Below are 21,712 nucleotides of genomic sequence, written 5' to 3' on the forward strand. Positions count from 1 at the left end.
GAACGTGGGAGGGCTATACCTTGCCCAACCTTCCTTTTCCTCCCTGAGGTCCCCGCGTGCTCAACGCCTTCCCCCGCGTCCCGGCTCCCAAGAACGAGCCCGTCCTCTCCTACGCCCCCGGCACCCCGGAGCGCGCGGAGCTCCAGTCCACGCTCAAGCGCATGAGCGGGGAGCACATCGAGATTCCGGTCGTCATCGGCGGCAAGCACGTGAAGTCCGGCAAGACGGACACCGTGCGCATGCCGCACCGGCACCAGCACGTGCTGGCCACCCTGCACGAGGCCGAGGCGGGCCACGTGGAGCAGGCCATCCAGAGCGCCCTGGGCGCGAAGGAGGAGTGGGCGCGGATGCCCTTCCACGCGCGAGCGGCCATCTTCCTGCGCGCCGCGGAGCTGCTCACCACGCGCTACCGCCCACTGCTCAACGCGTCCTCCATGCTGGGCCAGTCGAAGACGGCGCACCAGGCGGAGATCGACGCGGCGTGCGAGCTCATCGACTTCCTGCGCTACAACGTCCACTTCGCGCAGCAGGTCCTGTCCATCCAGCCGGAGAACTCCCCGCAGGTATGGAACATGACGGACTACCGGCCGCTGGACGGGTTCGTGTTCGCCGTCGCGCCGTTCAACTTCACCTCCATCGCCATCAACCTCTGCGTGTCGCCCGCGCTGATGGGCAACGTGGTGCTGTGGAAGCCGTCCTCCACGCAGGCCTTGAGCGCGTGGTACGGCCTGGAGCTGCTGCGCGAGGCGGGCCTGCCCGACGGCGTCATCAACATGCTGCCCGGCGACGGACCCACGGTGGGCAACCCGGTGCTGGCGAGCCCCCACCTGGGCGGCATCCACTTCACCGGCTCCACGCCCACGTTCAATCACCTGTGGAAGACGGTGGGAGAGAACATCGGCCGCTACAAGCAGTACCCGCGGCTGGTGGGTGAGACGGGCGGCAAGGACTTCATCTTCGCGCACCCGTCCGCGGCGGACGACCTGGAGGCGCTCGCGGTGGCCATCGTGCGTGGCGGCTACGAGTACCAGGGCCAGAAGTGCTCCGCGGCCAGCCGCGTGTACGTGCCGGAGTCCCTGTGGCCGAAGCTGAAGCCCCGCCTCCAGGCGCTCATCGGCGACATCAAGATGGGCGACGTGGCGGACTTCCGGAACTTCATGGGCGCCGTCATCGACGAGCGCTCGTTCAAGAAGGTGTCCTCGTACATCGAGCTGGCGAAGTCCGGGGGTGACGCCACCATCCTCGCGGGCGGAGGCACCGACCGCGGCGAGGGCTGGTTCGTGCAGCCCACGCTGGTGCAGTGCACGAACCCGCGCCACCGCATCATGACGGAGGAGATCTTCGCGCCGCTCGTGGGCGTGTACGTCTACCCGGACGCGAAGCTCGAGGAGACGATGAAGGAGTGCGACCAGTCCGCCAGCTACGCGCTCACGGGCGCCATCTTCGCGCGCGACCGCAAGGCCATCGAGCAGATGATGAGCGGCCTGCGCAGCGCGGCGGGCAACTTCTACATCAACGACAAGCCCACGGGCGCGGTGGTGGGCCAGCAGCCCTTCGGCGGCAGCCGGGCGTCCGGCACCAACGACAAGTCCGGCTCCATCGTCAACCTGTTCCGCTGGTCCAGCCCCCGCACCATCAAGGAGAACTTCGCGCCGCCGGTGGCGGTGCCCTACCCCTTCATGGACAGCGACCCGAAGGACGGGGCCCGCTAGTCCCATGAGCGGACCGTTCCCGGGCATCGCGGGGCTGGAGACCCACGCGCTGGAGGACGGCGGCTGCCGCGTGGAGATCATCCCCACGCGCGGCGCGCTCGTCACCCGCATGGTGGTGGACGGCGAGGACGTGCTCTACCTGGATGAGAGCACCGTCGGCGACCTCACGAAGAACGTGCGCGGGGGCATCCCCGTGCTCTTCCCCATCGCCGGCCCCCTGCCCGGGGACACGTACCCGGCGGATCGCAAGGCGTACACGCTGCCGCAGCACGGCTTCGCGCGGAAGCTGCCGTGGCAGGTGCGCCAGTCGGAGGGCTCGCTGCTGGTGCTGGGGCTGTCCTCCTCGGAGGAGACGCTGCGCCAGTACCCGTGGGCCTTCGACGCGCAGCTGGCGTTCTCGCTCACGGGCCGCCGGCTCACGCTGGACTTCGACCTGGAGAACCGGGACACGCGGCCCCTGCCGCTGCACCTGGGCTACCACCCGTACTTCCGCGTGCCCCAAGGCAACAAGGCCCAGGCGCGCGTGGAGACGGACGCCACGCACGCGTGGGACAACCGCGCGAAGCACGAGGTGCCCTTCACCGGCCTGGACCTCACCCAGCCGGAGGTGGACATGCACCTGCGCGACCACTCGGCGCCGGGCACGGTGCTGGAGCGCGGGCCGGGCCTGCCGCCCGTGAAGCTGACGTGGAGCCAGGAGTTCCGCCTGCTCGTCGTGTGGACGCTGCGGGGCAAGGACTTCGTCTGCGTGGAGCCGTGGACCGCCGCCGCCGGGGCGCTGGCCACCGGCGAGGGCCTGCTGCACGTGGCCCCCGGCGAGCGCGTGTCGCTCGCGTTCGACATCGAAGCGTGAGCGTCCAGCCCTTCGTCCCGCGCGCGCTCAGGCGTGCGGGATGAGGGGCATCGTCAGCGGGCCGCGCACGGTGAGGGAGGTGTTCCACTTCACCGGGCCCGTGGGCGTGAAGCGCGTGAAGCGCGACAGGAGCACCTCCAGCCCCACGCGCGCCTCCAGCCGGGCCAGCGGCGCCCCCAGGCAGAAGTGGATGCCGTGGCCGAAGGGCATGTTGTTCACGCCTTCGCGGTCCATGTCGAAGGTGTCCGGGTCCTTGAAGCGCTCGCCGTCGCGGCACGCGGAGCCAATCATCAGCGCCACGCGCGCGCCCTCCGGAATCACCACGCCCGCCACCTCCGTCGCCTTCGTGGTGACGCGCACCAGCCCGTGCACGGAGGGCTCGTAGCGAAGCACCTCCTCCACGAAGCGCGGCACTTGCTCCGGGTGCTCGCGCAGCCGGGCCATCAGGTGCGGCTGCTCCATCAACAGGCGCACGCAGTGGCTGACGAGCTGCACGGTGGTCTCCAACCCCGCCACCACCAAGAGGAACAGGAAGCTCATCACCTCCGCGTCGGACAGCGCCTCGCCGTCCACGCGCGTCTTCACCAGGTCCGACACCATGTCGTCCTGAGGCTGGCGTCGGCGCTCGGCGACGACCTCCGAGAGGTAGTCCTCCATCTCACGCACCGTGGCGCGAATGGAGTCGTGCCGGTGGGTGTCCTTCTCCGTCGTGCCGGACACGCTGGACAGGTCCACCGACCAGCGCTTGTAGCGGGCGGTCAACTGAGGATCCAACGCGAACAGTTCGCCAATCACGCTCGCGGGCAGCGGCATGGCGAAGGCGTCCACGAAGTCCACCTCGCGCTCCGGGGACAGGCGCTCCACCAGGGCCTGCGCGAAGCTCCGGATGCGCGGCTCCAGCCGGTTCACCGCCGCGGGCGTCCACGCGCGGCTCACCAGCGTGCGCAGCCGCATGTGGTGCGGCGGATCCAGGACGATCATCGACTCGGAGAACGGGTTGTGGCCCAGCCACGGCGGCGCCGTGGTGGTGCGCACCCCCGCCGAGGAGAACACCTGCGGGTTCTTGAACGCCGCGGCCACGTCCTCGAAGCGCGTGAGCGCCCACAGCCCCCCGGGCTCCACCTGGCACACCGGCGCGGTGCGCCGCAGCTCCGCGTAGACGGGATAGGGGTTGGCCCGGACCTCCGGCGCCATCAGGTTCACGCGTCCGCCCATGGAATAATTTCCTTTCCAGACTGGAAAACTATACCCGTTATACTGACTGCTCAACAGAGGCTTCGCCTCCTCAATCCATCGAGTCACATGTCCCGTTTCGTCCTCGCCGCCGTCCTCGCCCTGGGTCTCTCCGCCTGCTCCGACGACCCTGATGAATCCACGCCTGACTCGGGCATCCGCGCCGACGCAGGCAGTGACGCGGGCGTGGACGCTGGCCCGGACGTGGACGCTGGCACCGACGCGGGCGTGGACGCTGGCATCGACGCGGGTGTCGACGGCGGCACCGACGCGGGCGTGGACGCTGGCACCGACGCGGGTGTGGACGCGGGCACCGACGCGGGCACGGGCAGCTCGCATGGCTCCGGCAAGCTTCCTTGCAGCCGGACGGCCACGGTGAGCACGGACGCGGGAACGCTGACGTACTGCGTGGCCCAGGTGGGCGCGACGGAGGTGAAGCTCATCGAGCCGAAGGCGGGCATCGCGCCCGGACCGATGCGGCTGGCCATCTACCTGCACGGGGATGGGGCCTTGACGTACACCGGCAGCAACCCCCGCTCGCTGTTCACGCACGGTGGTTGGACCTACGGGCACAACACGCTCTACGTGACGGCGCTCGCGCCCAACAAGTGCGCGTGGTGGACGGTGCCGGAGCGCACGGACTGCACCACGGAGGCGCCGGTGGAGGCGCGCGACCTGGAGGGGAAGAACGCGGCGGAGCTGGTGGGGCTCATCGAAGCGCTGCGCCGGGGCTGGGACATCCAGGACGGCCCCATCCTGTTCGGCGGTTCGTCGGGCGGCTCCATCGAGCTGACCGCCAGCTTCCTGCCGCGCTACGGCGACCGCTACCCGGGCATCTACGCGCTGAGCTGCGGCGGTGAGAAGCCGTGGACGGGCAGCATGGACTGGGACGCGGCGAACGCGTCGCTGCGCGGCGGCACGAAGTTCTACTTCACCTACGGCGACCAGGACTTCCTGCTCCAGGACATCCAGGCGGCCGAGGCGTACTTCGGCGGTCTCCAGTTCCCGGTGGACGACAAGGTCATCCCGGGCGCCGCGCACTGCGCGTTCGACCAGGTGGGCCGCGTCTCCGAGGTCTGGAACGCAGCCACCGCGCAGTAGCCTTCAGGCTCGGGAAGGCACCGGGGCGTCCGACAGCCGCACGTGGATGATCCCCGGTGTCTTGTGCCTCAGCCAGGGCACGAAGTTGATGGCGTTGTAGACGACGCGTTCGAACCCGCGCGGGAACATGAAGGGAACACGGGTCACGTGTTCCACGCGCGGGTGCCAGCGCTTCAACGTCGCCTCGACCTCATTCGCGTTGATGCCCCACGGCATGGGCGGCACCCGATAGGTCGGCGTCCGATTCAGCCCCGTGAGCGTCTTGCGGGAGAACCACCGGGGGATGGTGTCGAAGAGCAGCTCCGCGCCCGGGAAGCGCTCCGCGATGTCCACGAGCAGCCGCCGGACCTCCTCTTCCTCGAAGTACATGAACAGCCCCTGCGCGACGATGAACACGCCAGGGGACGCGTCCACCGCGTCCATCCACGAGCGGTCCAGCGCGCTCGCGGGGAAGTGGCGGAACCGCTCCGAGGGAGGGAGGAAGCGCTCGCGGATGGCCACCGCCTCCGGCAGGTCCACGCTCAGCCAGCGCAGCCGTCCGTTGTCCAACCGCCGGGCCTGCGTCTCCAGCCCTTCTCCCAGCGACACGACGAAGCCCTCCGGGTGCGCGGCCAACCAGCGGCGCAGGATGCGATCCGTCTCCACCGCGCGCACCGCATGTGACGCCTCCGCCCGGCCGAACGAGCGCACGAAGTCGTACTGGATGGCGTCGTAGATGCGCACCCCTTCCGCGTCCTGGAGGATGCCGTCCGGCCGCTTCGCCTCCCCCGCGCGGTTGTGCAGCGTCCAAAGCATCGTCTCGGGGATGCCCGTGAGGTTCGGGACGTAGCGCTCGGTCATGTCAGGCCCTCTCCTGGAATGAGCTGTCGATAATCAATGAGTCCACGCGATTCAGGCGCAAGAAGCGGAGCGCGGCGGGGTTGCCGGGCAAACTACGGTGGCTCGCGACTTCTTCCTCTCAGGAACTCCCCGATGCGCCTCTACGACTTTCTTCCCTCCGCGAACGGCTACAAGATCCGCACCCTGCTGGGGCAGCTGGGGCTGGCGTACGAACTGGTACCGGTGGACATCTTCGCGGGCGAGAGCCACACGCCGGACTTCGAAGCGAACAAGAACCCGGACGGCCGCATCCCCGTGTTGGAACCAGAGCCGGGGCGGTTCATCGCGGAGTCGAACGCCATCCTGCTGTTCCTGGCGGAGGGCACTCACCTGCTTCCCGAGGACCGCTTCGCGCGGGCGCAGGTGCACCAGTGGATGTTCTTCGAGCAGAACGCGGTGGAGCCCAACCTGGGCACCGCGCGCTACTGGCGGCTCACGGGCCGCGACCGGCGGAACCCGGAGGCGTTCCGGCTGCGGCAGGAGGCAGGAGTGCGCGCGCTGTCCGCGCTGGAGAGACACCTGGGCACGCGCGCGTTCCTGGTGGATGAGCGCTACACCGTCGCGGACCTCTGCCTGTACGCGTACACGCATCTCACGCCGGACGCGGGCGTGGACCTCGCGGCGTATCCAGCGGTCGTCGCGTGGCTGGAGCGCGTGAAGGCGCAGCCGGGCCTGCACGAGCCGGTGCCGCCCTACCCCGCGAACGCTCACGTGAGCTGAAGGCGGAACGTCACGCCCCGCGCTCACGTGCAGCCCAAGCTCGCGGGCGCGACAGCCGGTGCGTCACGCCCCGCGCCCACGAGCAGCCCAAGCTCGCGGGCGCGACAGCCGGTACGTCACGCCCCGCGCCCACGTGCGGCCCAAGCTCGCGAGTCCTCGCGTGAGCCGAAGGCGGAACGCCACGCCCGGCTGACGCGAGACACCTGGGGCGCGAACGCGCGCGCCCCAGGCTGCTCTCACTCCGCCCGCGCGCTCACGGCTTCACGGACCTCCGCGTCCGTGAGGTGGACCGTGGGCGCCTCCGCGGGCGCCTCCGCCAGCTTGCGCGCCAGCAGCTCCGTCACGGGCGCGAGCACGCTGAAGTGCGTGGCCCCAGGCACGGGGAGGAAGGACAGCGGCGCGCTCTTCGCCGCCAACCGCAGCGGTTCGAACGCATCCATGTTGCCGTGGTCCGCGCCCTCGATGACCTGCGTGGGCACGCGCAGGTGCTCCACGTAGCTCACCGGGTTGCGCAGCCACAGCTCCGTCCCCCGGGCCTGCGCCAGCAGCGGGAAATACGGGGCGTATTCGGAGACATCCCCCACGGGACCGAACACGTAGGCGCCCTTCAGCCGGGGCGACAGCACCGCCGCCATCAACGCCACCGTGCCTCCCGTGCTGTGACCCGCCACGTAGACGCGCGCGGGGTCCACGTCCGAACGCTGAGCCACGAAGTCGATCGCGGCGACCACGTCATCCACCTCACCCAGGAAGTACTCGCGCGCGCCTGGGTTGTCGTCCGACCCGCGCAGCGAGGGCAGCATCAACACCAGCCCTGCTTCACGAAACGCTCGCGCGCTCTGATCATTCTGGCGGGGCGCGGGCGCCCACGCGAAGGCGTCGAGCCCCCAATCCATTCCACCGTGGATCCACACCACCGCCGGCCGCCGGCCGCCTCCGCGCACCGGCGTGATGTACGCCGCGTTCGCGCCCAGCGGCGCCGGATAGCGCACGAGCTCGAGGAGCGCCTTCGGCGGTGTGGGCGCGGGCATGCGCCCCGGGGGATCCACCTTCAACTGCGTCTGAAAGGTCTTTCGAAGATTCACGGGCGTGGACGGAGCGGGCTTGGAGCACGCGCCGAGGAGGAGTGAGGCCGGCAGGAGGAGGAGGGCCGCGCGGAGGGAGGGCTTCATCTTGAGAAGGCGGACAGACGCGATGTCACAGGTCCGCGACACGCGCGGGGTGTTCCGGGGGGTGGCTTGACAGCTCACGCCATCGCCGCTACTTCTTCTCGCAGAATGTTCGTCACCTCCGCCATGTGCATGTGTTCGATGCCTGTTCCGGGTGGGCCCAAGCCCGCCGCGGCCGGCTGACGCACAGCCTGCCCCTGGCGAGCCAACTGGAGCCCACCCACCCGCGAGGGTCGGTGGGCTTCGTCGTTCCGGGCCTCCGCTCTCGCACCCCTGCCGAGGAGCGTCGCAGCGCCCACCGTGACCTGAAGTCCTCCCCGCCGCCCGCAGTGCCCTGACGTCCCCACCCCCCGTCCGCCCTCACTTCACGCGCGCTCCGCAGGAGCGACGCGAACAGGAGTCCCTTGCCATGAGCACGCCCAACGACCGTCCGCTGCACTTCGACACGCTCGCGCTGCACGCCGGCTATTCGCCCGACCCCACCACCGGGTCCCGCGCGGTGCCCATCTACCAGACGACCAGCTACCGCTTCCGCGACGCGGACCACGCCGCCGCGCTCTTCGGCCTCAAGGAGTTCGGCAACATCTACACCCGCATCATGAACCCCACGACGGACGTCTTCGAGAAGCGCATCGCCGCGCTCGAGGGCGGCGTGGGCGCGCTCGCCGTCGCGTCCGGACAGGCCGCGCAGACGCTGGGCATCCTCAACATCCTCAAATCCGGGGACGAGATCGTCTCCGGCGCCAGCCTCTACGGCGGCACCTACAACCTCTTCAAGGTGACGCTCCCCCGCCTGGGCATCACCACGCGCTTCGTGGACGCGGGCAACCCGGAGGCGTTCCGCGCCGCCATCGGCCCGAAGACCAAGGCGCTCTACCTGGAGTCGCTGGGCAACCCGCGCCTGGACGTGCCGGACTTCGACGCCATTGGCGCCGTGGCGCGCGACGCGGGCGTGCCCCTCTTCGTGGACAACACCGCGCTGTCCCCCGCCCTCTTCAATCCGCTGCGGCACGGCGCGAACATCGTGCTGCACAGCGCGACGAAGTACATCGGCGGCCACGGCACCTCCATTGGCGGCGTCATCGTGGACGGCGGGACCTTCCCCTGGGAGAACGGCAAGTTCCCCGAGCTGACGGAGCCCAACCCCGGCTACCACGGCCTGCGCCTGCGGGAGGCCTTCGGCCCCGCGGCCTTCATCCTCAAGGCCCGGCTGGAGGGCCTGCGCGACCTGGGCCCGGCGCTCAGCCCCTTCAACGCGCACGCGTTCATCCTGGGCCTGGAGACGCTGCGGCTGCGGCTGGAGCGGCACTCGCAGAACGCGCTCGCGGTGGCGAAGTGGCTCCAGCACCACAAGAAGGTGGAGTGGGTGCGCTACCCGGGCCTGGAGAGCGACCCCGCCTTCATCAACGCGAAGAAGTACCTGAAGGGCGGCTTCGGCGGGCTCGTCACCTTCGGCGTGAAGGGCGGCCTGTCCGCGGGGCGCAAGGTGATTGACGGCGTGAAGCTGTGGAGCCTGCTCGCGAACATCGGCGACACGCGCTCGCTCATCATCCACCCCGCGTCCACCACGCACGAACAGCTCACCCCGGAGGAGCGCGCCAGCACGGGCGTCACCGACGACCTGGTGCGCCTGTCCGTGGGCCTGGAGCACCTGGACGACATCCTGGCCGACCTGGACCAGGCCCTGAACGCGGCCTGATGCCATGCGACCCGTGAGGCCCACCGTGGACATTCCCCCGCGCGCGGAGACCCCGCGCGTCTTCGACCTGTCACTGCCGGACCTGCCGCTGGAGGCCGGCGCCCGCGTGGCGCCCCACCTGGTGCGCGGCTGGTGGTGGGGGCCCCCGGAGGACCTCGCGTGGTTGCAGTCCCGCGCCCGCGTGCACTCCGAGGAGGCCACGCGCGAAGGCCGGCTGCGCGTGGTGCGCCGGACCGCCTCCGAGCTGCGCGACGCGGCCACCCACGCGCGCCGCGCCGGTCCCCGCCGCGCACCGGACGCGGCGGCGCCCACGGTGCTGCTCGTGCACGCGCTCACCGGGGACATGAACGCCGGAGGGGAAGGCGGCTGGTGGGCGCCCGTCATCGGGCCGGGCCGGCCGTTGGACCCTTCGCGCGTGCGGCTGCTGTGCTTCAACAACCTGGGCTCCTGCTACGGCACCGCGGGCCCCGCGGACGAAGGCTTCCCGCTGCGCACCGATGACACGCGCTTCGGCCCGGCGCCGGTGCTGGCCAAGGGCGACCTGCGCCTGGATGAGCGGAGCCTGCCCGCCACGGTGACGCCGTGGGACCAGGCCCGCTCCATCCTCGCCGCGCTGGATGCGCTGGGCGTGGAGGAGGTGGCGCTCGTCACCGGCGGGTCGCTGGGCGGCATGGTGGTGCTGTGCCTGGCGGCGCTGGCGCCGGAGCGCTTCCAGCGCATGGTGCCCATCGCGACGGCGGAGGCCGCGTCCGCGTGGGTGGTGGGCTGGAACCACGTGGCCCGGCAGGCCATCCTGCTCGACCCCGAGTATCCCGAGTCCCCCCGGCGCGGACTGGAGCTGGCCCGCCAGCTGGCGACGCTCACCTACCGCGCGGAGGCGGGCATGGACGCACTGCAACCCCGGCCCCAGGCGTGGTCCTCGCGCGCGCTGTACCCGGTGGAGAGCTACCTGGAGCACCAGGGCGCGAAGCTGGAGGCGCGCTTCGATGCCCGCGCCTATCTGACGCTGCTGGGCGCCATGGACCACCACGACCTCACGCGCGTCCCGACGCCCCGGGGCGGCCCCGGCGTGGACCGCATCCGGGCGAGCACGCTGAGCATCGGCATCGACCGGGACGCGCTCTTCCCGCCTGAACACATGAAGGCCCTGTCCCGGCGCCTGCGCGCGCAGGGGCTCCACGCCGAATACGCGGCCCTGTGCAGCGTGCATGGCCACGACGGCTTCCTCATCGAATGGGACGCGCTCGCGCCCCTGCTGCTGCGCGCCCTCGCCCTGCCTCCTGGCGTGGGCCGCGACGCCCGCATCTCCTCTCCTGCCGGCGTCCGCGCCCGGAAGACGTCATGACCGCACCTGTCAGCATCACCCGCTACGCGCCCCTCCTCCTCGACACCGCCCAAGGCCTCGCGTCCGTGGCCACGCACCTGTCCCGCCGCGACGCGGGCACCACGCGCGCCGCCATCGTGTCCTCGCCGCCGTGGCTCTCCGTGGGGTTGGAGGCCGCGCTGTCCATCGCGTTGAAGGGCAACTCCACGCTGGCGCGGCAGGAGCTGGATGGGCTGCTCGCGCGGGGCCTGTTGATGTTGGAGGACGCCGAGCGGCGGCTGGGCGCGCCCCCGGGCTCCACGTCCGTGGAGGCGGACGGCACGCGGACGCTGGCGGCGCTGCTGGAGCCCGCGCGGCGCGCGCTGGATGGCGCCAGCCTGGTGCGAGAGCGGCGGCCCGCGCTGGAGGACGTGGTGCGCGGCGCGGGCGAGCGGCTGACGTCGGCGCTGCTCGCGCGGCTGCTGGGATCGCGCGGCGTGCCGTCGCTGGAGGTGGACGCCGCGGACTGGACGGTGACGGAGGGTGAGCCCGGGCACGCCCGCGTGAACCGCGAGCACACCCGCGCCCGCGTCGCGACGCTGCGGCCTGCTTGGGAGGGAAGGCTGACGCTGCACGCGGGGGGATGGGGCGTGTCGCTCGATGGGCGCTCCACGACGCTGGGCGCGGACGGCGCGGACGAGACGGCGGCGGTGCTGTCCGTGCTGCTGGGCACGCCGCTCACGCTGTGGACGGACGTGCCCGGCGTGATGACGGCGGATCCGCTCCATGTGGCGGATGCGCGGCCGGTGCCCCACCTGAGCTACACGGAGGCGCTGGAGCTGGTGTACCTGGGCCTGCCCACGCTGCACCCGCGCGCGCTGTCCACGCTGCGCGACGCGGACATCCCGCTGCGCGTGCGGCACCTGCAACAGCCCGACGAACCCGGGACGCTCATCGACCTGCACGGCGTGGGCGATGGCGGCGTGCCGACGTGCGTGGTGTCGCTGGAGGACCTGGCGCTGCTGGGCCTGGAGGGTGGCACCGAGGAGGCGGCCCGGCCGGTGGGACCGCGAGCACTGCAGGCGCTGGAGGCGGCGGGCATCGACGCGTGGATGGCGGCGCAGTCGCCGCCGGGGCGCTCGGTGGCGGTGGTGTTGCGGCGGGTGCACGCGGCCCGCGCGGAGGAGGTGCTTCGGCGGGAGCTGGCGCCGGAGCTGGAGCGAGGCGCGTTGCAGCCGCCCCAGCTGCGCGCGCCGGTGACGCAGGTGGCCCTGGTGGCGGAGGCGATGGGCCAGGGGGCCAACGTGGCCGGGCGGTTGTTCCAGCCGCTGGGGGCGCTGGGGATCAACGTGCGCGCCATCGCGCAGACGGCGAGCGCGCGGTCCATCTCGTTCATCGTGGATGGGGCGGAGACAGCGCTGACGGTGCGCACGGTGCATGCGGCCTTCCACTTCGCCCACGAAGAGGTGAGCGTGCTGGTGCTGGGCCACGGGGTGGTGGGCAGTCAGCTGCTGGAGCAGCTGCGCACGTTGCAGCAGACGCTCGCGCAGGACCATGGCATCCAGATCAACCTGGTGGGGCTCGCGGACAGCCGGCGGGTGCTCTTCTCGCCAGAGGGGATTCCGCTGAATCAGTGGCGCGAGCGCATCGAGTCCGTGCCGGAGGGCGCGTCCCCGTCCGTGGTGGAGGCCCTGCTGGAGCCGCTGCGCCGGCTGCCGGTGCCGGTGTTGGTGGACTGCACCGCGGCGGAGGGCATGGAGACGCTGTACCTGGAGGCGTTCCGCAGCGGCATCCACGTGGTGGCGGCGAACAAGAAGCCGCTGACGCAGCCGCGCGAGGTGTGGGAGCGGCTGCGGAGCACCGCGCACCTCAACCACCGCGCGTACCACTACGAGACGACGGTGGGCGCGGGCCTGCCGGTCATCCAGACGTTGAAGGACCTGGTGCGCACGGGGGATCGGGTGCACGGGGTGGAGGGTTCGTTCTCCGGGACGCTCGGCTATCTGAGCCAGCAGTTGATGGACGGAGTCCCGCTGTCGAAGGCGGTGCGGACCGCGCGGGAGAAGGGCTTCACGGAGCCCCATCCCCGCGAGGACCTGGCGGGCACGGACGCGGCGAGGAAGGCGCTCATCCTCGCGCGCGAGCAGGGGCTGGACCTGTCGATGGAGGACGTGGAGGTGGAGCCCTTCGTGCCGCACGAATACCTGGAGGAGGCGGACGTGGAGCGCTTCCTCACCGGGCTGGAGAAGCTGGACCGGACGTTCACCGCGCGCATCGAGGGCCTGCGCGCGGAGGGCAAGGTGCTGCGCTACCTGGCGCGCATCGACCCGGCGGTGAAGGAGGGGCCGGTGCTGCGTGTGGGGCCCGTGGCCGTGTCGAAGGAGCACCCGGCGACGCGGCTGCGCGGGTCGGAGGCGTTCGTGGCCTTCTCCACGGAGCGCTACGCGGACTACCCGCTGCTGGTGCAGGGCGCGGGCGCCGGAGGACCCGTCACGGCGGCGGGTGTGCTCGCGGACATCCTGAAGATTGCCCAGGGCCTGCGCGGACGGTGACGGCGAGGGGCGTCCCCCACCTTCGGCCCGGAGTCCCTCTGACTCCGGGCCTCGCTGTCCTACTTCGCGCGAGTGCCATTCCTCGCGCTACGCGCGGGAGCGGATTTCTTCGCGGCACCCACACCCCGCACGGAAGCGGACCTCTTCACGACACCGCGCGGCTTCGTCGACGCCGCCCTCTTCACGCCGCCCGATCCCCGCACGGGAGCGGCCTTCTTCGTCGACGCCACCCTCTTCGCGCCGCCCGAACCCCGCGCGGGAGCGGACTTCTTCGCGGCACCGAGTGGCTTCGTCGACGCCACCTTCCTCGCGCCGCCCGAACCCCGCGCGGGAGCGGACTTCTTCGCCCCACCGCCCTGCTTCGTCGTTGCCACCTTCTTCGCGCCACGAGCCACCTGTGAGGACGGTGACTTCCTCGTCGCCGTGGCCTTCTTCACGCCACGGGTGGGCGGGGGTGTCGCCAGCGCGCGGGCTCCCCTTTCCGCAAGGCCCTTCTCCAGTGCGGGAGGCTTTTGTGCACCCGCCCGGCCAGGAGGCTCGCGCGTCGGCGCATCACCGGCCGGGCTCACCTCCACACGCCTGCCGGAAAACGCATCCCAGCTCTCCAGCGCATGCGTCCATCGCGCCAGCGTCTCATCGCGGGTCCCCACGTCCTGCAAGCCCTCCACATGCAGCGCCACGGTCACGCCATGCACCGACGGCAGCAAGCGAAGCTGCACGGTCCGCGCCCGAGGCCAGTCCTCGCGCGCCAGCCGCAACCGCAGCTGCCGGGGCGGCACCTGCCGGACCACCGTCACGTGCGTTCCGTCCTCCAGCGTCACCGCGTCCCCTTCCTTCAGCGGTCGAGGACAGGTCCCCACCCACCGCGCCAGCCCCGCCCCCTCACCCCACGCGACCCACGCCACCTCCGAACCCACCGCGAACGAGCGCCGCACTCCCGCCTGATATCCACCATCCGCTGTCCGACCTGTCGGCATCGACGCACCTGTTTCCTGGGTCTCGCGCCTCCACCCTTGGAGGAGCGATGCGGCATCTTCCGACGAGCCCGCTGTTCACGTCCCCCCACGCTGTCGAGCGCAAGCGGAGGTGAACACTCAGGGGGCCACCACCCGCGCCTGCCGCTCCCACTCCGCGGGCAGGCCGATGTTCAGGAACACCGGGAAGCGCAAGCCCGGGAAGGCCGCCTCGATGCGCGAGCGGATGTTCTCCGCCGCCGCGTCGGTGAACGCCCCCCGCGGATGCTCCGCCGCGACCTCCGCGATGACGCGCTCCAGGTACTGCCGCTCACGCGTGAGCAGCCCCGCGTCCCCAGAGGGTCCCCGCCCTGGATGCACCCACTTCGGGCGCAGCGCCGTCAGCTCCTCCAGCCGCTGGAGCCACGCATCCGTCCGGCCCATCTCCAGCCAGCTGTGCGCGTCGTTCGCCACCAGGTCGCCGGGAAACACGTGCCCGTCGAACTCCACCACCACGTGCGCCTCGCTGCACCCCGCGCCCACCACATGCGCCTTCACCGTCACGCCGCCCGCGCTCAGCTCCGCCGTCTGGCTTCCGAAGCTGTCCGGCAACGGCAACACCGCCGGGTAGTCCGGCGCGTACCGCGCGGCGAAGGCCCGCGTGCGCTTCTCGTGGATGGCCGGAATGGCCGCGCGCACCTGCTCGCTCGTCACCACGCGGATGCCACGCGCGCGCAGCACGTCCGTGCCGTTGAACTTGTCCGGGTTGGCGTGCAGCACGATGGCCAGCTCCGCCTTCTTGCCCGTCACCGCCTCCGCCCAGGTGACGAACTCCTCCGCCGCGGACGGCAGGAACTGCGTGTCCACCAGGATGAGCCCCGTGGGCCCTTCAATCCAGTACGACGCCGTACTGAACCCCCACGGCGACGACACATAGGTCCCCACGCGCGCGTCCGCGTGCGAGGCCAGCGTCACCTGCGCCCCCTTCAGGCGTGACGGGGATGACACACAGCCCACGGCCAGCACGGCCAGCAGACCCAGGGCGAAAGCAGGACGGCGCATCGCGAGCCTCCGGAAAAAGACGCGCACTGCCTAACCGGCGCCTGCTGGGCTCGCAAGCCCCCCCCGCGTTCACGCCGTGGGACGGAACCCCGGCATGAGGAAGTTGTCGTGGTCCGCGTACGCCGGTGCCTCCGACTCGCCGGTGAACTCGCGCAGGGTGCAGTACTCCGGATAGGAGGCCTGGAGGGTGACCTGATCCCCCGCCTGGAGCACCACGTCCCCGTTGGGGTGCAGCGTCTCCTGCTCGCCCCGGATGAGCGACAGCGCCAGCCCCCCGAAGCGGTCTCGCACCTGGGACACGTTCATCCCCGAAAGCCCGTCGCGCACCACGAACAGCGACACCACCATCAGGTGCTTGCCAATGCGGAACGAATGGATGAGGCGCGGGTCCAACGCCGCCAGCGCCATCGCGGGCGCGGCCAGCGAGGAGCTGGACAGGGCCTCCGCCTTGAACGTATCGCGCACCTTCGCGCCCAGGTCGTCGTCGAACAGGCGGATGACCACGCGGATGCCCGGGTTGAGGCGCCGCGCGTCCAGCGCGATGTTCAGGTTCGCCAGGTCGTCGTCCGTGGCGCAGACGATGGCGGACGCCCGCTTCACGTGCGTGCGCGGCAGGCACAGCGGGCTGCGCGTGTCGTCGATGAGCAGGGGCACGTTCTCGTCGCGCAGCGCCGACACGAACGTCGCGTCCTCGCGCTTCTCCACCACCACCACGTCCTTGCCCATCTCCCGCAGCTGCGTCACCACGCGGTAGCCCACCCGCCCCGCCCCGCACACCACGACGTGGCCCTTCATCGTTTCAGACACCACGGAGACCCACTCCTTGTCGTTCTTGTGCCGGGCGAAGAAGAGGTAGGCGAAGCGCACCACGCCATCCACCACCAGCGCGATGCTGATGGGCGGGATGAGGATGTTCAGCGACTCCACCAGCCAGTCGCTCACGTACGGCAGCGACGGCTGGCCGAAGAGCAGGAAGTAGACGTGGTGCAGCGCCTCTCCGTAGGAGATGCCGTCGCCGCCCGGCCCCACGTAGCGCCAGTGGTACAGCATCGGCCCCAGCCCGAAGATGACCACCGCCAGCAGCAACGTGCTGCGGAACCTCCGCGACAGCGCGCGCAGGTACCGCAGGTCCACCATCAGCCGCGCCGTGGGACTCTTCATGCGCGCGGGAGTCTACGCCGCCGGGGTGATGTCCGTGGAGGCTTCCGCCTTCGCCCGGCGCTTCTCGATGAGCCACACCGCCAACACGCCCAGCTCGTAGCAGAGGAGCATGGGGCCGGCCATGAGCGACAGGTTCACCACGTCGCCCGTGGGCGTGATGATCGCCGCCACGATGAGGCACACCACGAAGGCGTGGCGCTGGTAGCGGAAGAGCCACCGCGACTGCACCACCCCCACGATGCCCAGGAGCGCCATCACCAGCGGCAGTTCAAAGATGACGCCGAAGGCGAGGATGAGCACCAGCACCAGCGACAGCTGCTCGTTCATCGTCAGCATGGGCCGCGTCCAGCGCGCGGCCTCCGCCTCCGCGTGCCCCTTGGCCAGCTCCTTCTCCAGCCGCCACAGCCCCGCCATCTCCTCCGCGCGCGTGGGCGCCACGCCCGCCAGCAGGCTCGCGGACTGGTCCATCGCCGCCTCCGCCGTGGCGTAGTCCTGCTTGCCGAAGGCCGTCACGGCCTCCACCCGCTTCTCCACCGCCTGGCGCAGCACGCCGCGCGCGGGAGTCCCCAGGCCGTCCGCCGCCGCGTCCAGCAGGTCGCCCAGCCCCTTCAGGCGCGCGGTCAACTCCACGCTCCGGGCGGACGCCACCTCCGGGTCCTTCACCTGGCCTTCACCGGAGGCCGTCAGCGCGGCGCTGGTCTCCTTCGCCAGGTGCCCCGCGCGCTCCACTTCGCCAATGCGCAGGAAGCGCAGCGCGTCCTCCGCGCCCAGGCGCCCGGTGTCCATGCGCTGCTCCAGGGCGAGGGTCTCCTCCTCGCTGAGGAGGAACTTGAACATGGAGGGCAGCACCAGGAAGTAGCAGAACAGCGAGCCCACGATGAACGCCACGGAGCCCAGCAGGACGAAGGGCGACGCGTACTTGCGCTCCTCCGGGTACAGCCCCGGCGCCACGAAGCCCCAGATCTGCCAGAGGATGACGGGCGTGGTGAGGAAGATGCCGCAGTACACGCCCACCTTCATCAGCACGTTGATTTCTTCGATGCCGGATGTGTAGACGAGCGACCGCCCCTCCGGGGGCAGCGCGTCCAGCACCGGCCGCATCAACACGCCGAAGATGGGCTTGGCGAAGATGAGCGACACGGCGCCCAGCGCGAGCACCGCGAGCGAACACTTCACGAGCCGGGACCGGAGCTCCGTCAGGTGCTCCGTCAGGCTCATGCGCAAATCCGTCAGGTCAACCCCTTGGCGGTTCAGGCTCAGCTCCGTTTCGGCGCGTTGCGCGCCACCGTGCCCGGGATGGGGGCGAGTTGCGGAAGACCGTCCACCCCCAGGGGCGGCTCTCCACCGGCCTCGGGCGTCGCGACAGCGTCAGCGGCGGCGGGCGTCTCCCCGGCGACCGCCACCGCGTCGGGGGCGGGCACCTGCGCGGGATCCAGCGTCGCGGTGAGCGCGGGCGCGGGCTCCGCGAGCACGTTGGCCGGGGCAGCGCCGGGGATGGAGGACGCGGCCAGCTCCGGAGGCGGGGACGGCACGCGCGTGCCCGGGCGCGGCGGGGGCTCGCGGTTGAACTCCTCGTCCATGGCGTAGAACTCGCGCTCCACCACGTTGCGCACGTCGTCCGTCTGCCTGCGGAACTCGCGCATGAACTTGCCGATGGCCCGCGCCAGCTCAGGCAGCCGCTGAGGGCCGAGCACGATCAGCGCGGCCACCAGAATGAACACCATTTCGCCTGCGCCGATGTTGAACATGGGTCGTCGTCTTCCCCTTGGAGGGAACGTTTCCGGGTTATCGCGCCCACACGAGGCCCGCGCAACCGTCAGCGGACATCCAACGTTCGTCTGGCCTCGTGACAGGGAGGCGGGCGGCCGGGCTGCCGGTGTCCCCTGGGGCACATTGCCCCATCAGGCCTGCGGATTCGCCTGGGGCGACAGGGGCGCGGCCAGCCCCTGGAGGGCGGGAACCGCCAGGGCCCGGGCCTGTTCGCGCGAGCGCACCCGGCCCTCCACCACCCGCAGCATGACAGGCACCCCCGCCGCCAGCCCGATGGACACCCACGCGATGGTGTCCATTCCGCCCAGCGTCCCATCCGGCAGGTCCACCAGCAGGCGGGAGGACAGGAAGGCGCCCAGCGCGGAGGCCATGTGCTGGGTCGCGGACTGCAACGACATGAAGCGGGCGCGCACCGGGTTGTCCGGCACGCGCGAGGTCAGGGTGTTGTACGCCACGTTGCGCACCCCCATGGCCAGCATGAAGACCATGAAGAGCAGCGGGATGGGCATCCACGCGGGATACGCCACGAAGCCCACGTAGGTGGTGACGGCGGCCAGCACCACGCCCACCGTGCCCACCCGGAAGGAGCCGAAGCGGTCCACCAGCGGCCCCGTCAGCCGCAGCGAGACGAAGCTCACGATGCCGCCCGCGAAGTAGATGATCCACAGCCGGTCGCGCGGGTAGCCCAGGTTCTGCTGGAGGTACGCGGAGATGTTGGGGATGACGATGAAGCCGCTCATCATCACCAGCGCCGTCATCAAGTAGGACAGCCGCACGTCGGCGCGGCCCAGCAGCGCGCCCACCCCTGGCGCCCGGGACGCGCTCCCCCCCGGCTTCAGGTGCCCGCGCACCGGCGGCAGCAGCAGGAGCGCGGCCACCACCACCACCAGCCCCAGCGCCGCCACCACGAAGAAGGGCAGCCGCCAGCCGCCCACCTCCGCCACCTTCAGCGCCATCGGCACGCCCAGGACGGAGGCCACGGAGAAGGACGCCATCACCGCGCCCAGCGCCCGGCCCCGGCGCTCCACCGGGATGAGGTCCGCGATGATGGACAGCGACAGCGCCGTCGCCGGCCCGCCGAAGAGCCCCGCGCACACCCGCGCCAGGAGCAGCGTGGACAGCCCCAGCGCGAGCCCGCCCGCCGCGGTGGCCGCCACCAGCCCCAGCATGCACACCGCCAGCGCCTTGCGCCGGTCGAAGCGGTCCAGCACGTAGCCGCCCACCAGCCCCGCCACGCTCGCGGCGGCGGTGTAGCTGCCGCCAATGGTGCCGATGTGCGAGGACTCGATGCCCAGCCCCTTCGCGAAGTCCGGGCCCAGCGGCATCACCATCACGAAGTCGAGGATGTTGACGAACTGCACCGCGCCGATGAGCAGCACCACGGCGCGCTCGGACACGGAACGGGGGGCGGCGGCGGATTCGGACATGGGCCCTTGGGGAACGGCGGCGCGTCAGACGCGGAAGCGGCGCACCTCGCCGCGGAGGATCTCCGCCTGGCGCGTGAGGTTGTCGATGGCCTCTTCCAGCTGGCGCACCGAGCGCGTCTGGTGCTCGGAGACGCCCTTGATGGTCTCCACGGCCTTGAGCACCTGCTCGCTGCCCTTGGTCTGCTCCTTCTGGGCGCGGTTCAGGTGGGTGACCATCTCGTTGATGCTCTCGATGGAGCGGGTGATCTGCTTGCTGCCGTGCGCCTGCTCCTGGCTGGAGCGCTGCACGTGCTGGGTGAGCGTCTTCATCCGCTCCGCGCTCTTCATGATCTGCTCGCCGCCCCGGGCCTGCTCGTTGGAGGCCTGGGAGATCATCTGCACCGTGGCGGAGATGCGGTGGATGGCCGCGGTCACCTGCTTGCTGCCGCGCGCCTGCTCCACCGTGGCCCGCGCGATGGCCTTCACCATCTGCGTGGACTTCTGGGTGCTGTCGTTGATCTTCCGCAGGGCGCCCTCCGCCTCGCGGCCCAATTGCACGCCCTCCTCCACGCTCTTGACGCCCTGGTTCATCACCACCACGGCGTTGCGGCTCTCCTCCTGCACGCCGCGGATGAGCTCGGCGATCTCCTTGGTGGACGCGCCGGTGCGCTCGGCCAGGTCCTTGATCTCCTCGGCCACCACCGCGAAGCCCTTGCCGTGCTCGCCCGCCTGGGCCGCGATGATGGCGGCGTTGAGGGCCAGCAGGTTCGTCTGCTCCGCCACGTCGTCAATGACGTTGAGGATGTTGCCAATCTCGCTGATGCGCCGGCCCAGGCTGTCGATGACGCCCGCGGCGGTGCGGCTGGTGTCCTTGATGCGGTCGATGCCGGAGAGCGTCTTGCGCAGGGCCTCCACGCCGGTCTGCGCGTCCTCGAAGACCTGCTCGGACAGGCGGGCCGTCTCGTTGGCGTTGGCGTCGACCTGGCCGATGGCGGCGTCCATCTGGCTGATGGCGGACGAGGTGTCCTCCGTGGAGGCGGACAGGTCCTCGATGTTCTTGGCCACCTCCTTGATGGAGTAGGTCATCTCCTCGATGGCGCTGGTGGTCTCCTCCACGCTGGCGGCCATGGCCTGGACGTTCTCCGCCACCTCGTCGTTGGTGGCGGCCATCTCCATGATGGAGGAGCTGCTCTCCTCCGCGCTCTGGTAGAGGACCTCCACGTTCTCCGCGATGCCGCGCAGGCTGGCCATCATCTCCACCATGGAGGAGGACGTCTCCTCCACGCGCGACTGCACGGTGCCGGCGCCGGAGGACACGGTGGTGCCCGTGCGGTGGATCTGCTCGATGACGCCCGCCACCACGTCGGACACGCCGCGCACGCGGCCCAGCGTGTCGCGCCAGGACAGGGCCATGCGGTTGAGCGCCTCCGCCAGCTGCCCCAGCTCGTCCTTGCTGTTGCGCACCTCCGCGCGGCCGGTGAGGTCCGCCTCCGCCAGCTTGCGCGCCATGGACATCATCGCGTCCAGCGGCTGGAGGATGAACGCGCGGGAGATGAGGAACGCCACCAGCAGGAACAGCACCAGCCCCACGACGAAGGCCAGCATCACCGTGTGGCGCAGGGACTGGAGCACGCCGTCCAGCCGGGACGAATCCACCACCACGACGACCTCGCCCGGCGCGCCGCCCGCGAGCGTCACGGGTTCGGACACCGCGCGGTCGCCGTTGGGGAACTCCATGCCATCCAGCGACGGCAGGGGCCGCAGGCGGAGGCGGTCCTCCAGGCCCTGCACGAACCAGCCGCGGGGCGACGCGGGGAAGGTGGCGCGGGGCACGCCCTGGGCGTCCACCACGGCCACGACGTTGAAGTCGTCATCCAGCCGGTAGAGCCCTTCCAAGGTGGGGACCGGATGGGTGGCCGCCTGCCGCTCGACCAGGTTCTTCACCTCCAGGGCCTTGCCCCGGGCATGGAGCAGCATGCGCTCCCGCAGGTGGTTGCCCACCTGGGCGGGGACGACGAAATAGAGCGTCCCCAGGATGACGGCCAGCGCGAGGCCGAACGAACCCAGGAGGATGCCCCGGAGACCGGGTTTCTTGAGGCGACGAGCCAAGGCCGGCCCACTGTAGGGAGGGTGGCCCAT

17 protein-coding genes are annotated in these 21,712 nt (G+C 71.0%); 7 read left to right on the forward strand and 10 right to left on the reverse strand.

The annotated features are described in order from the left end of the window. Positions 1 to 56: 56 nt before the first annotated feature. Together pruA and FOF48_RS10085 are read left to right on the forward strand one after the other, a co-directional pair. On the forward strand, positions 57 to 1,712 hold the full coding sequence (gene pruA / locus FOF48_RS10080) for an L-glutamate gamma-semialdehyde dehydrogenase (RefSeq protein WP_143900343.1): 1,656 nt from the start codon (positions 57 to 59) through the stop codon (positions 1,710 to 1,712). A gap of 4 nt (positions 1,713 to 1,716) precedes the next feature. Beyond that, complete coding sequence (locus FOF48_RS10085; protein ID WP_143900345.1) at positions 1,717 to 2,565, forward strand: aldose epimerase; 849 nt, start codon at positions 1,717 to 1,719, stop codon at positions 2,563 to 2,565. 27 nt (positions 2,566 to 2,592) lie between these two features. Here the strand turns inward: FOF48_RS10085 and FOF48_RS10090 are convergent, their stop codons facing one another. Further along, positions 2,593 to 3,780 carry a cytochrome P450 gene (locus FOF48_RS10090; protein ID WP_143900347.1) on the reverse strand — a complete coding sequence of 396 codons (1,188 nt, stop codon included), beginning with the start codon at positions 3,778 to 3,780 and terminating at the stop codon, positions 2,593 to 2,595. Between the two features lie 87 nt (positions 3,781 to 3,867). Here FOF48_RS10090 and FOF48_RS37005 point away from each other — a divergent pair, with 87 nt between their 5' ends. Further along, positions 3,868 to 4,899: a hypothetical protein gene (locus FOF48_RS37005; protein ID WP_255442030.1), complete on the forward strand. Its 1,032-nt coding sequence runs from the start codon at positions 3,868 to 3,870 to the stop codon at positions 4,897 to 4,899. Between the two features lie 3 nt (positions 4,900 to 4,902). Here FOF48_RS37005 and FOF48_RS10100 read toward each other — a convergent pair whose 3' ends face one another. Then, a complete protein-coding gene (locus tag FOF48_RS10100; RefSeq protein WP_143900349.1) occupies positions 4,903 to 5,739 on the reverse strand; it encodes a class I SAM-dependent methyltransferase in 837 nt (278 codons plus the stop codon). A gap of 132 nt (positions 5,740 to 5,871) precedes the next feature. Between FOF48_RS10100 and FOF48_RS10105 the strand changes: the two genes are divergently transcribed. Continuing rightward, on the forward strand, positions 5,872 to 6,498 hold the full coding sequence (locus FOF48_RS10105) for a glutathione S-transferase family protein (RefSeq protein WP_143900350.1): 627 nt from the start codon (positions 5,872 to 5,874) through the stop codon (positions 6,496 to 6,498). Between the two features lie 236 nt (positions 6,499 to 6,734). Here the strand turns inward: FOF48_RS10105 and FOF48_RS10110 are convergent, their stop codons facing one another. Beyond that, positions 6,735 to 7,529, reverse strand: coding sequence for a S9 family peptidase (locus FOF48_RS10110; RefSeq protein ID WP_186001847.1), 795 nt, complete (start codon positions 7,527 to 7,529; stop codon positions 6,735 to 6,737). A 547-nt stretch (positions 7,530 to 8,076) separates the two neighbouring features. Here FOF48_RS10110 and FOF48_RS10115 point away from each other — a divergent pair. From FOF48_RS10115 to FOF48_RS10125, 3 genes are read left to right on the forward strand one after another with little or no spacing between them, the layout of a single operon-like run. Beyond that, positions 8,077 to 9,366, forward strand: coding sequence for an O-acetylhomoserine aminocarboxypropyltransferase/cysteine synthase family protein (locus FOF48_RS10115; protein ID WP_143900354.1), 1,290 nt, complete (start codon positions 8,077 to 8,079; stop codon positions 9,364 to 9,366). 4 nt (positions 9,367 to 9,370) lie between these two features. Then, entirely contained in the window at positions 9,371 to 10,711 is a 1,341-nt protein-coding gene (locus FOF48_RS10120; RefSeq protein WP_143900356.1) for an alpha/beta fold hydrolase, read from the forward strand. Then, entirely contained in the window at positions 10,708 to 13,221 is a 2,514-nt protein-coding gene (locus FOF48_RS10125) for a bifunctional aspartate kinase/homoserine dehydrogenase I (RefSeq protein ID WP_143900358.1), read from the forward strand. Before FOF48_RS10120 ends, FOF48_RS10125 begins: the two co-directional genes overlap by 4 nt. Positions 13,222 to 13,280: 59 nt before the next feature. Here FOF48_RS10125 and FOF48_RS10130 read toward each other — a convergent pair whose 3' ends face one another. The 7 genes from FOF48_RS10130 to FOF48_RS10160 all read right to left on the reverse strand — a co-directional run bounded on the left by FOF48_RS10130 (position 13,281) and on the right by FOF48_RS10160 (position 21,682). Next, positions 13,281 to 14,156: a hypothetical protein gene (locus FOF48_RS10130; protein WP_143900360.1), complete on the reverse strand. Its 876-nt coding sequence runs from the start codon at positions 14,154 to 14,156 to the stop codon at positions 13,281 to 13,283. 159 nt (positions 14,157 to 14,315) lie between these two features. Next, complete coding sequence (locus tag FOF48_RS10135; protein WP_143900362.1) at positions 14,316 to 15,236, reverse strand: MBL fold metallo-hydrolase; 921 nt, start codon at positions 15,234 to 15,236, stop codon at positions 14,316 to 14,318. A gap of 69 nt (positions 15,237 to 15,305) precedes the next feature. Then, the gene (locus FOF48_RS10140; RefSeq protein ID WP_143900363.1) at positions 15,306 to 16,397 is read right to left on the reverse strand and encodes a TrkA family potassium uptake protein; all 1,092 of its coding nucleotides are present in this window, start codon (positions 16,395 to 16,397) and stop codon (positions 15,306 to 15,308) included. 12 nt (positions 16,398 to 16,409) lie between these two features. After that, positions 16,410 to 17,615 carry a twin-arginine translocase subunit TatC gene (locus FOF48_RS10145; RefSeq protein ID WP_143900365.1) on the reverse strand — a complete coding sequence of 402 codons (1,206 nt, stop codon included), beginning with the start codon at positions 17,613 to 17,615 and terminating at the stop codon, positions 16,410 to 16,412. Between the two features lie 38 nt (positions 17,616 to 17,653). Further along, on the reverse strand, positions 17,654 to 18,145 hold the full coding sequence (gene tatB, locus FOF48_RS10150; protein WP_143900367.1) for a Sec-independent protein translocase protein TatB: 492 nt from the start codon (positions 18,143 to 18,145) through the stop codon (positions 17,654 to 17,656). 153 nt (positions 18,146 to 18,298) lie between these two features. Then, the gene (locus FOF48_RS10155) at positions 18,299 to 19,594 is read right to left on the reverse strand and encodes an MFS transporter (protein WP_143900369.1); all 1,296 of its coding nucleotides are present in this window, start codon (positions 19,592 to 19,594) and stop codon (positions 18,299 to 18,301) included. Between the two features lie 24 nt (positions 19,595 to 19,618). Then, positions 19,619 to 21,682 carry a methyl-accepting chemotaxis protein gene (locus tag FOF48_RS10160; RefSeq protein WP_143900371.1) on the reverse strand — a complete coding sequence of 688 codons (2,064 nt, stop codon included), beginning with the start codon at positions 21,680 to 21,682 and terminating at the stop codon, positions 19,619 to 19,621. Between the last annotated feature and the right edge of the window lie 30 nt (positions 21,683 to 21,712).

The organism is Corallococcus sp. Z5C101001 (assembly GCF_007352635.1).
Taxonomy (GTDB): Bacteria; Myxococcota; Myxococcia; order Myxococcales; family Myxococcaceae; genus Corallococcus; species Corallococcus silvisoli.

Excerpts from the sequence above, each read along its gene's own strand:
- FOF48_RS10085 (WP_143900345.1), top strand. The coding sequence starts at position 1,717 with ATGAGCGGACCGTTCCCGGGCATCGCGGGGCTGGAGACCCACGCGCTG.
- FOF48_RS10090 (WP_143900347.1), bottom strand. The coding sequence starts at position 3,780 with ATGGGCGGACGCGTGAACCTGATGGCGCCGGAGGTCCGGGCCAACCCC.
- FOF48_RS37005 (WP_255442030.1), top strand. The coding sequence starts at position 3,868 with ATGTCCCGTTTCGTCCTCGCCGCCGTCCTCGCCCTGGGTCTCTCCGCC.
- FOF48_RS10100 (WP_143900349.1), bottom strand. The coding sequence starts at position 5,739 with ATGACCGAGCGCTACGTCCCGAACCTCACGGGCATCCCCGAGACGATG.
- FOF48_RS10105 (WP_143900350.1), top strand. The coding sequence starts at position 5,872 with ATGCGCCTCTACGACTTTCTTCCCTCCGCGAACGGCTACAAGATCCGC.
- FOF48_RS10110 (WP_186001847.1), bottom strand. The coding sequence starts at position 7,529 with ATGCCCGCGCCCACACCGCCGAAGGCGCTCCTCGAGCTCGTGCGCTAT.
- FOF48_RS10115 (WP_143900354.1), top strand. The coding sequence starts at position 8,077 with ATGAGCACGCCCAACGACCGTCCGCTGCACTTCGACACGCTCGCGCTG.
- FOF48_RS10120 (WP_143900356.1), top strand. The coding sequence starts at position 9,371 with ATGCGACCCGTGAGGCCCACCGTGGACATTCCCCCGCGCGCGGAGACC.
- FOF48_RS10125 (WP_143900358.1), top strand. The coding sequence starts at position 10,708 with ATGACCGCACCTGTCAGCATCACCCGCTACGCGCCCCTCCTCCTCGAC.
- FOF48_RS10135 (WP_143900362.1), bottom strand. The coding sequence starts at position 15,236 with ATGCGCCGTCCTGCTTTCGCCCTGGGTCTGCTGGCCGTGCTGGCCGTG.
- FOF48_RS10140 (WP_143900363.1), bottom strand. The coding sequence starts at position 16,397 with ATGAAGAGTCCCACGGCGCGGCTGATGGTGGACCTGCGGTACCTGCGC.
- FOF48_RS10145 (WP_143900365.1), bottom strand. The coding sequence starts at position 17,615 with ATGAGCCTGACGGAGCACCTGACGGAGCTCCGGTCCCGGCTCGTGAAG.
- tatB (WP_143900367.1), bottom strand. The coding sequence starts at position 18,145 with ATGTTCAACATCGGCGCAGGCGAAATGGTGTTCATTCTGGTGGCCGCG.
- FOF48_RS10155 (WP_143900369.1), bottom strand. The coding sequence starts at position 19,594 with ATGTCCGAATCCGCCGCCGCCCCCCGTTCCGTGTCCGAGCGCGCCGTG.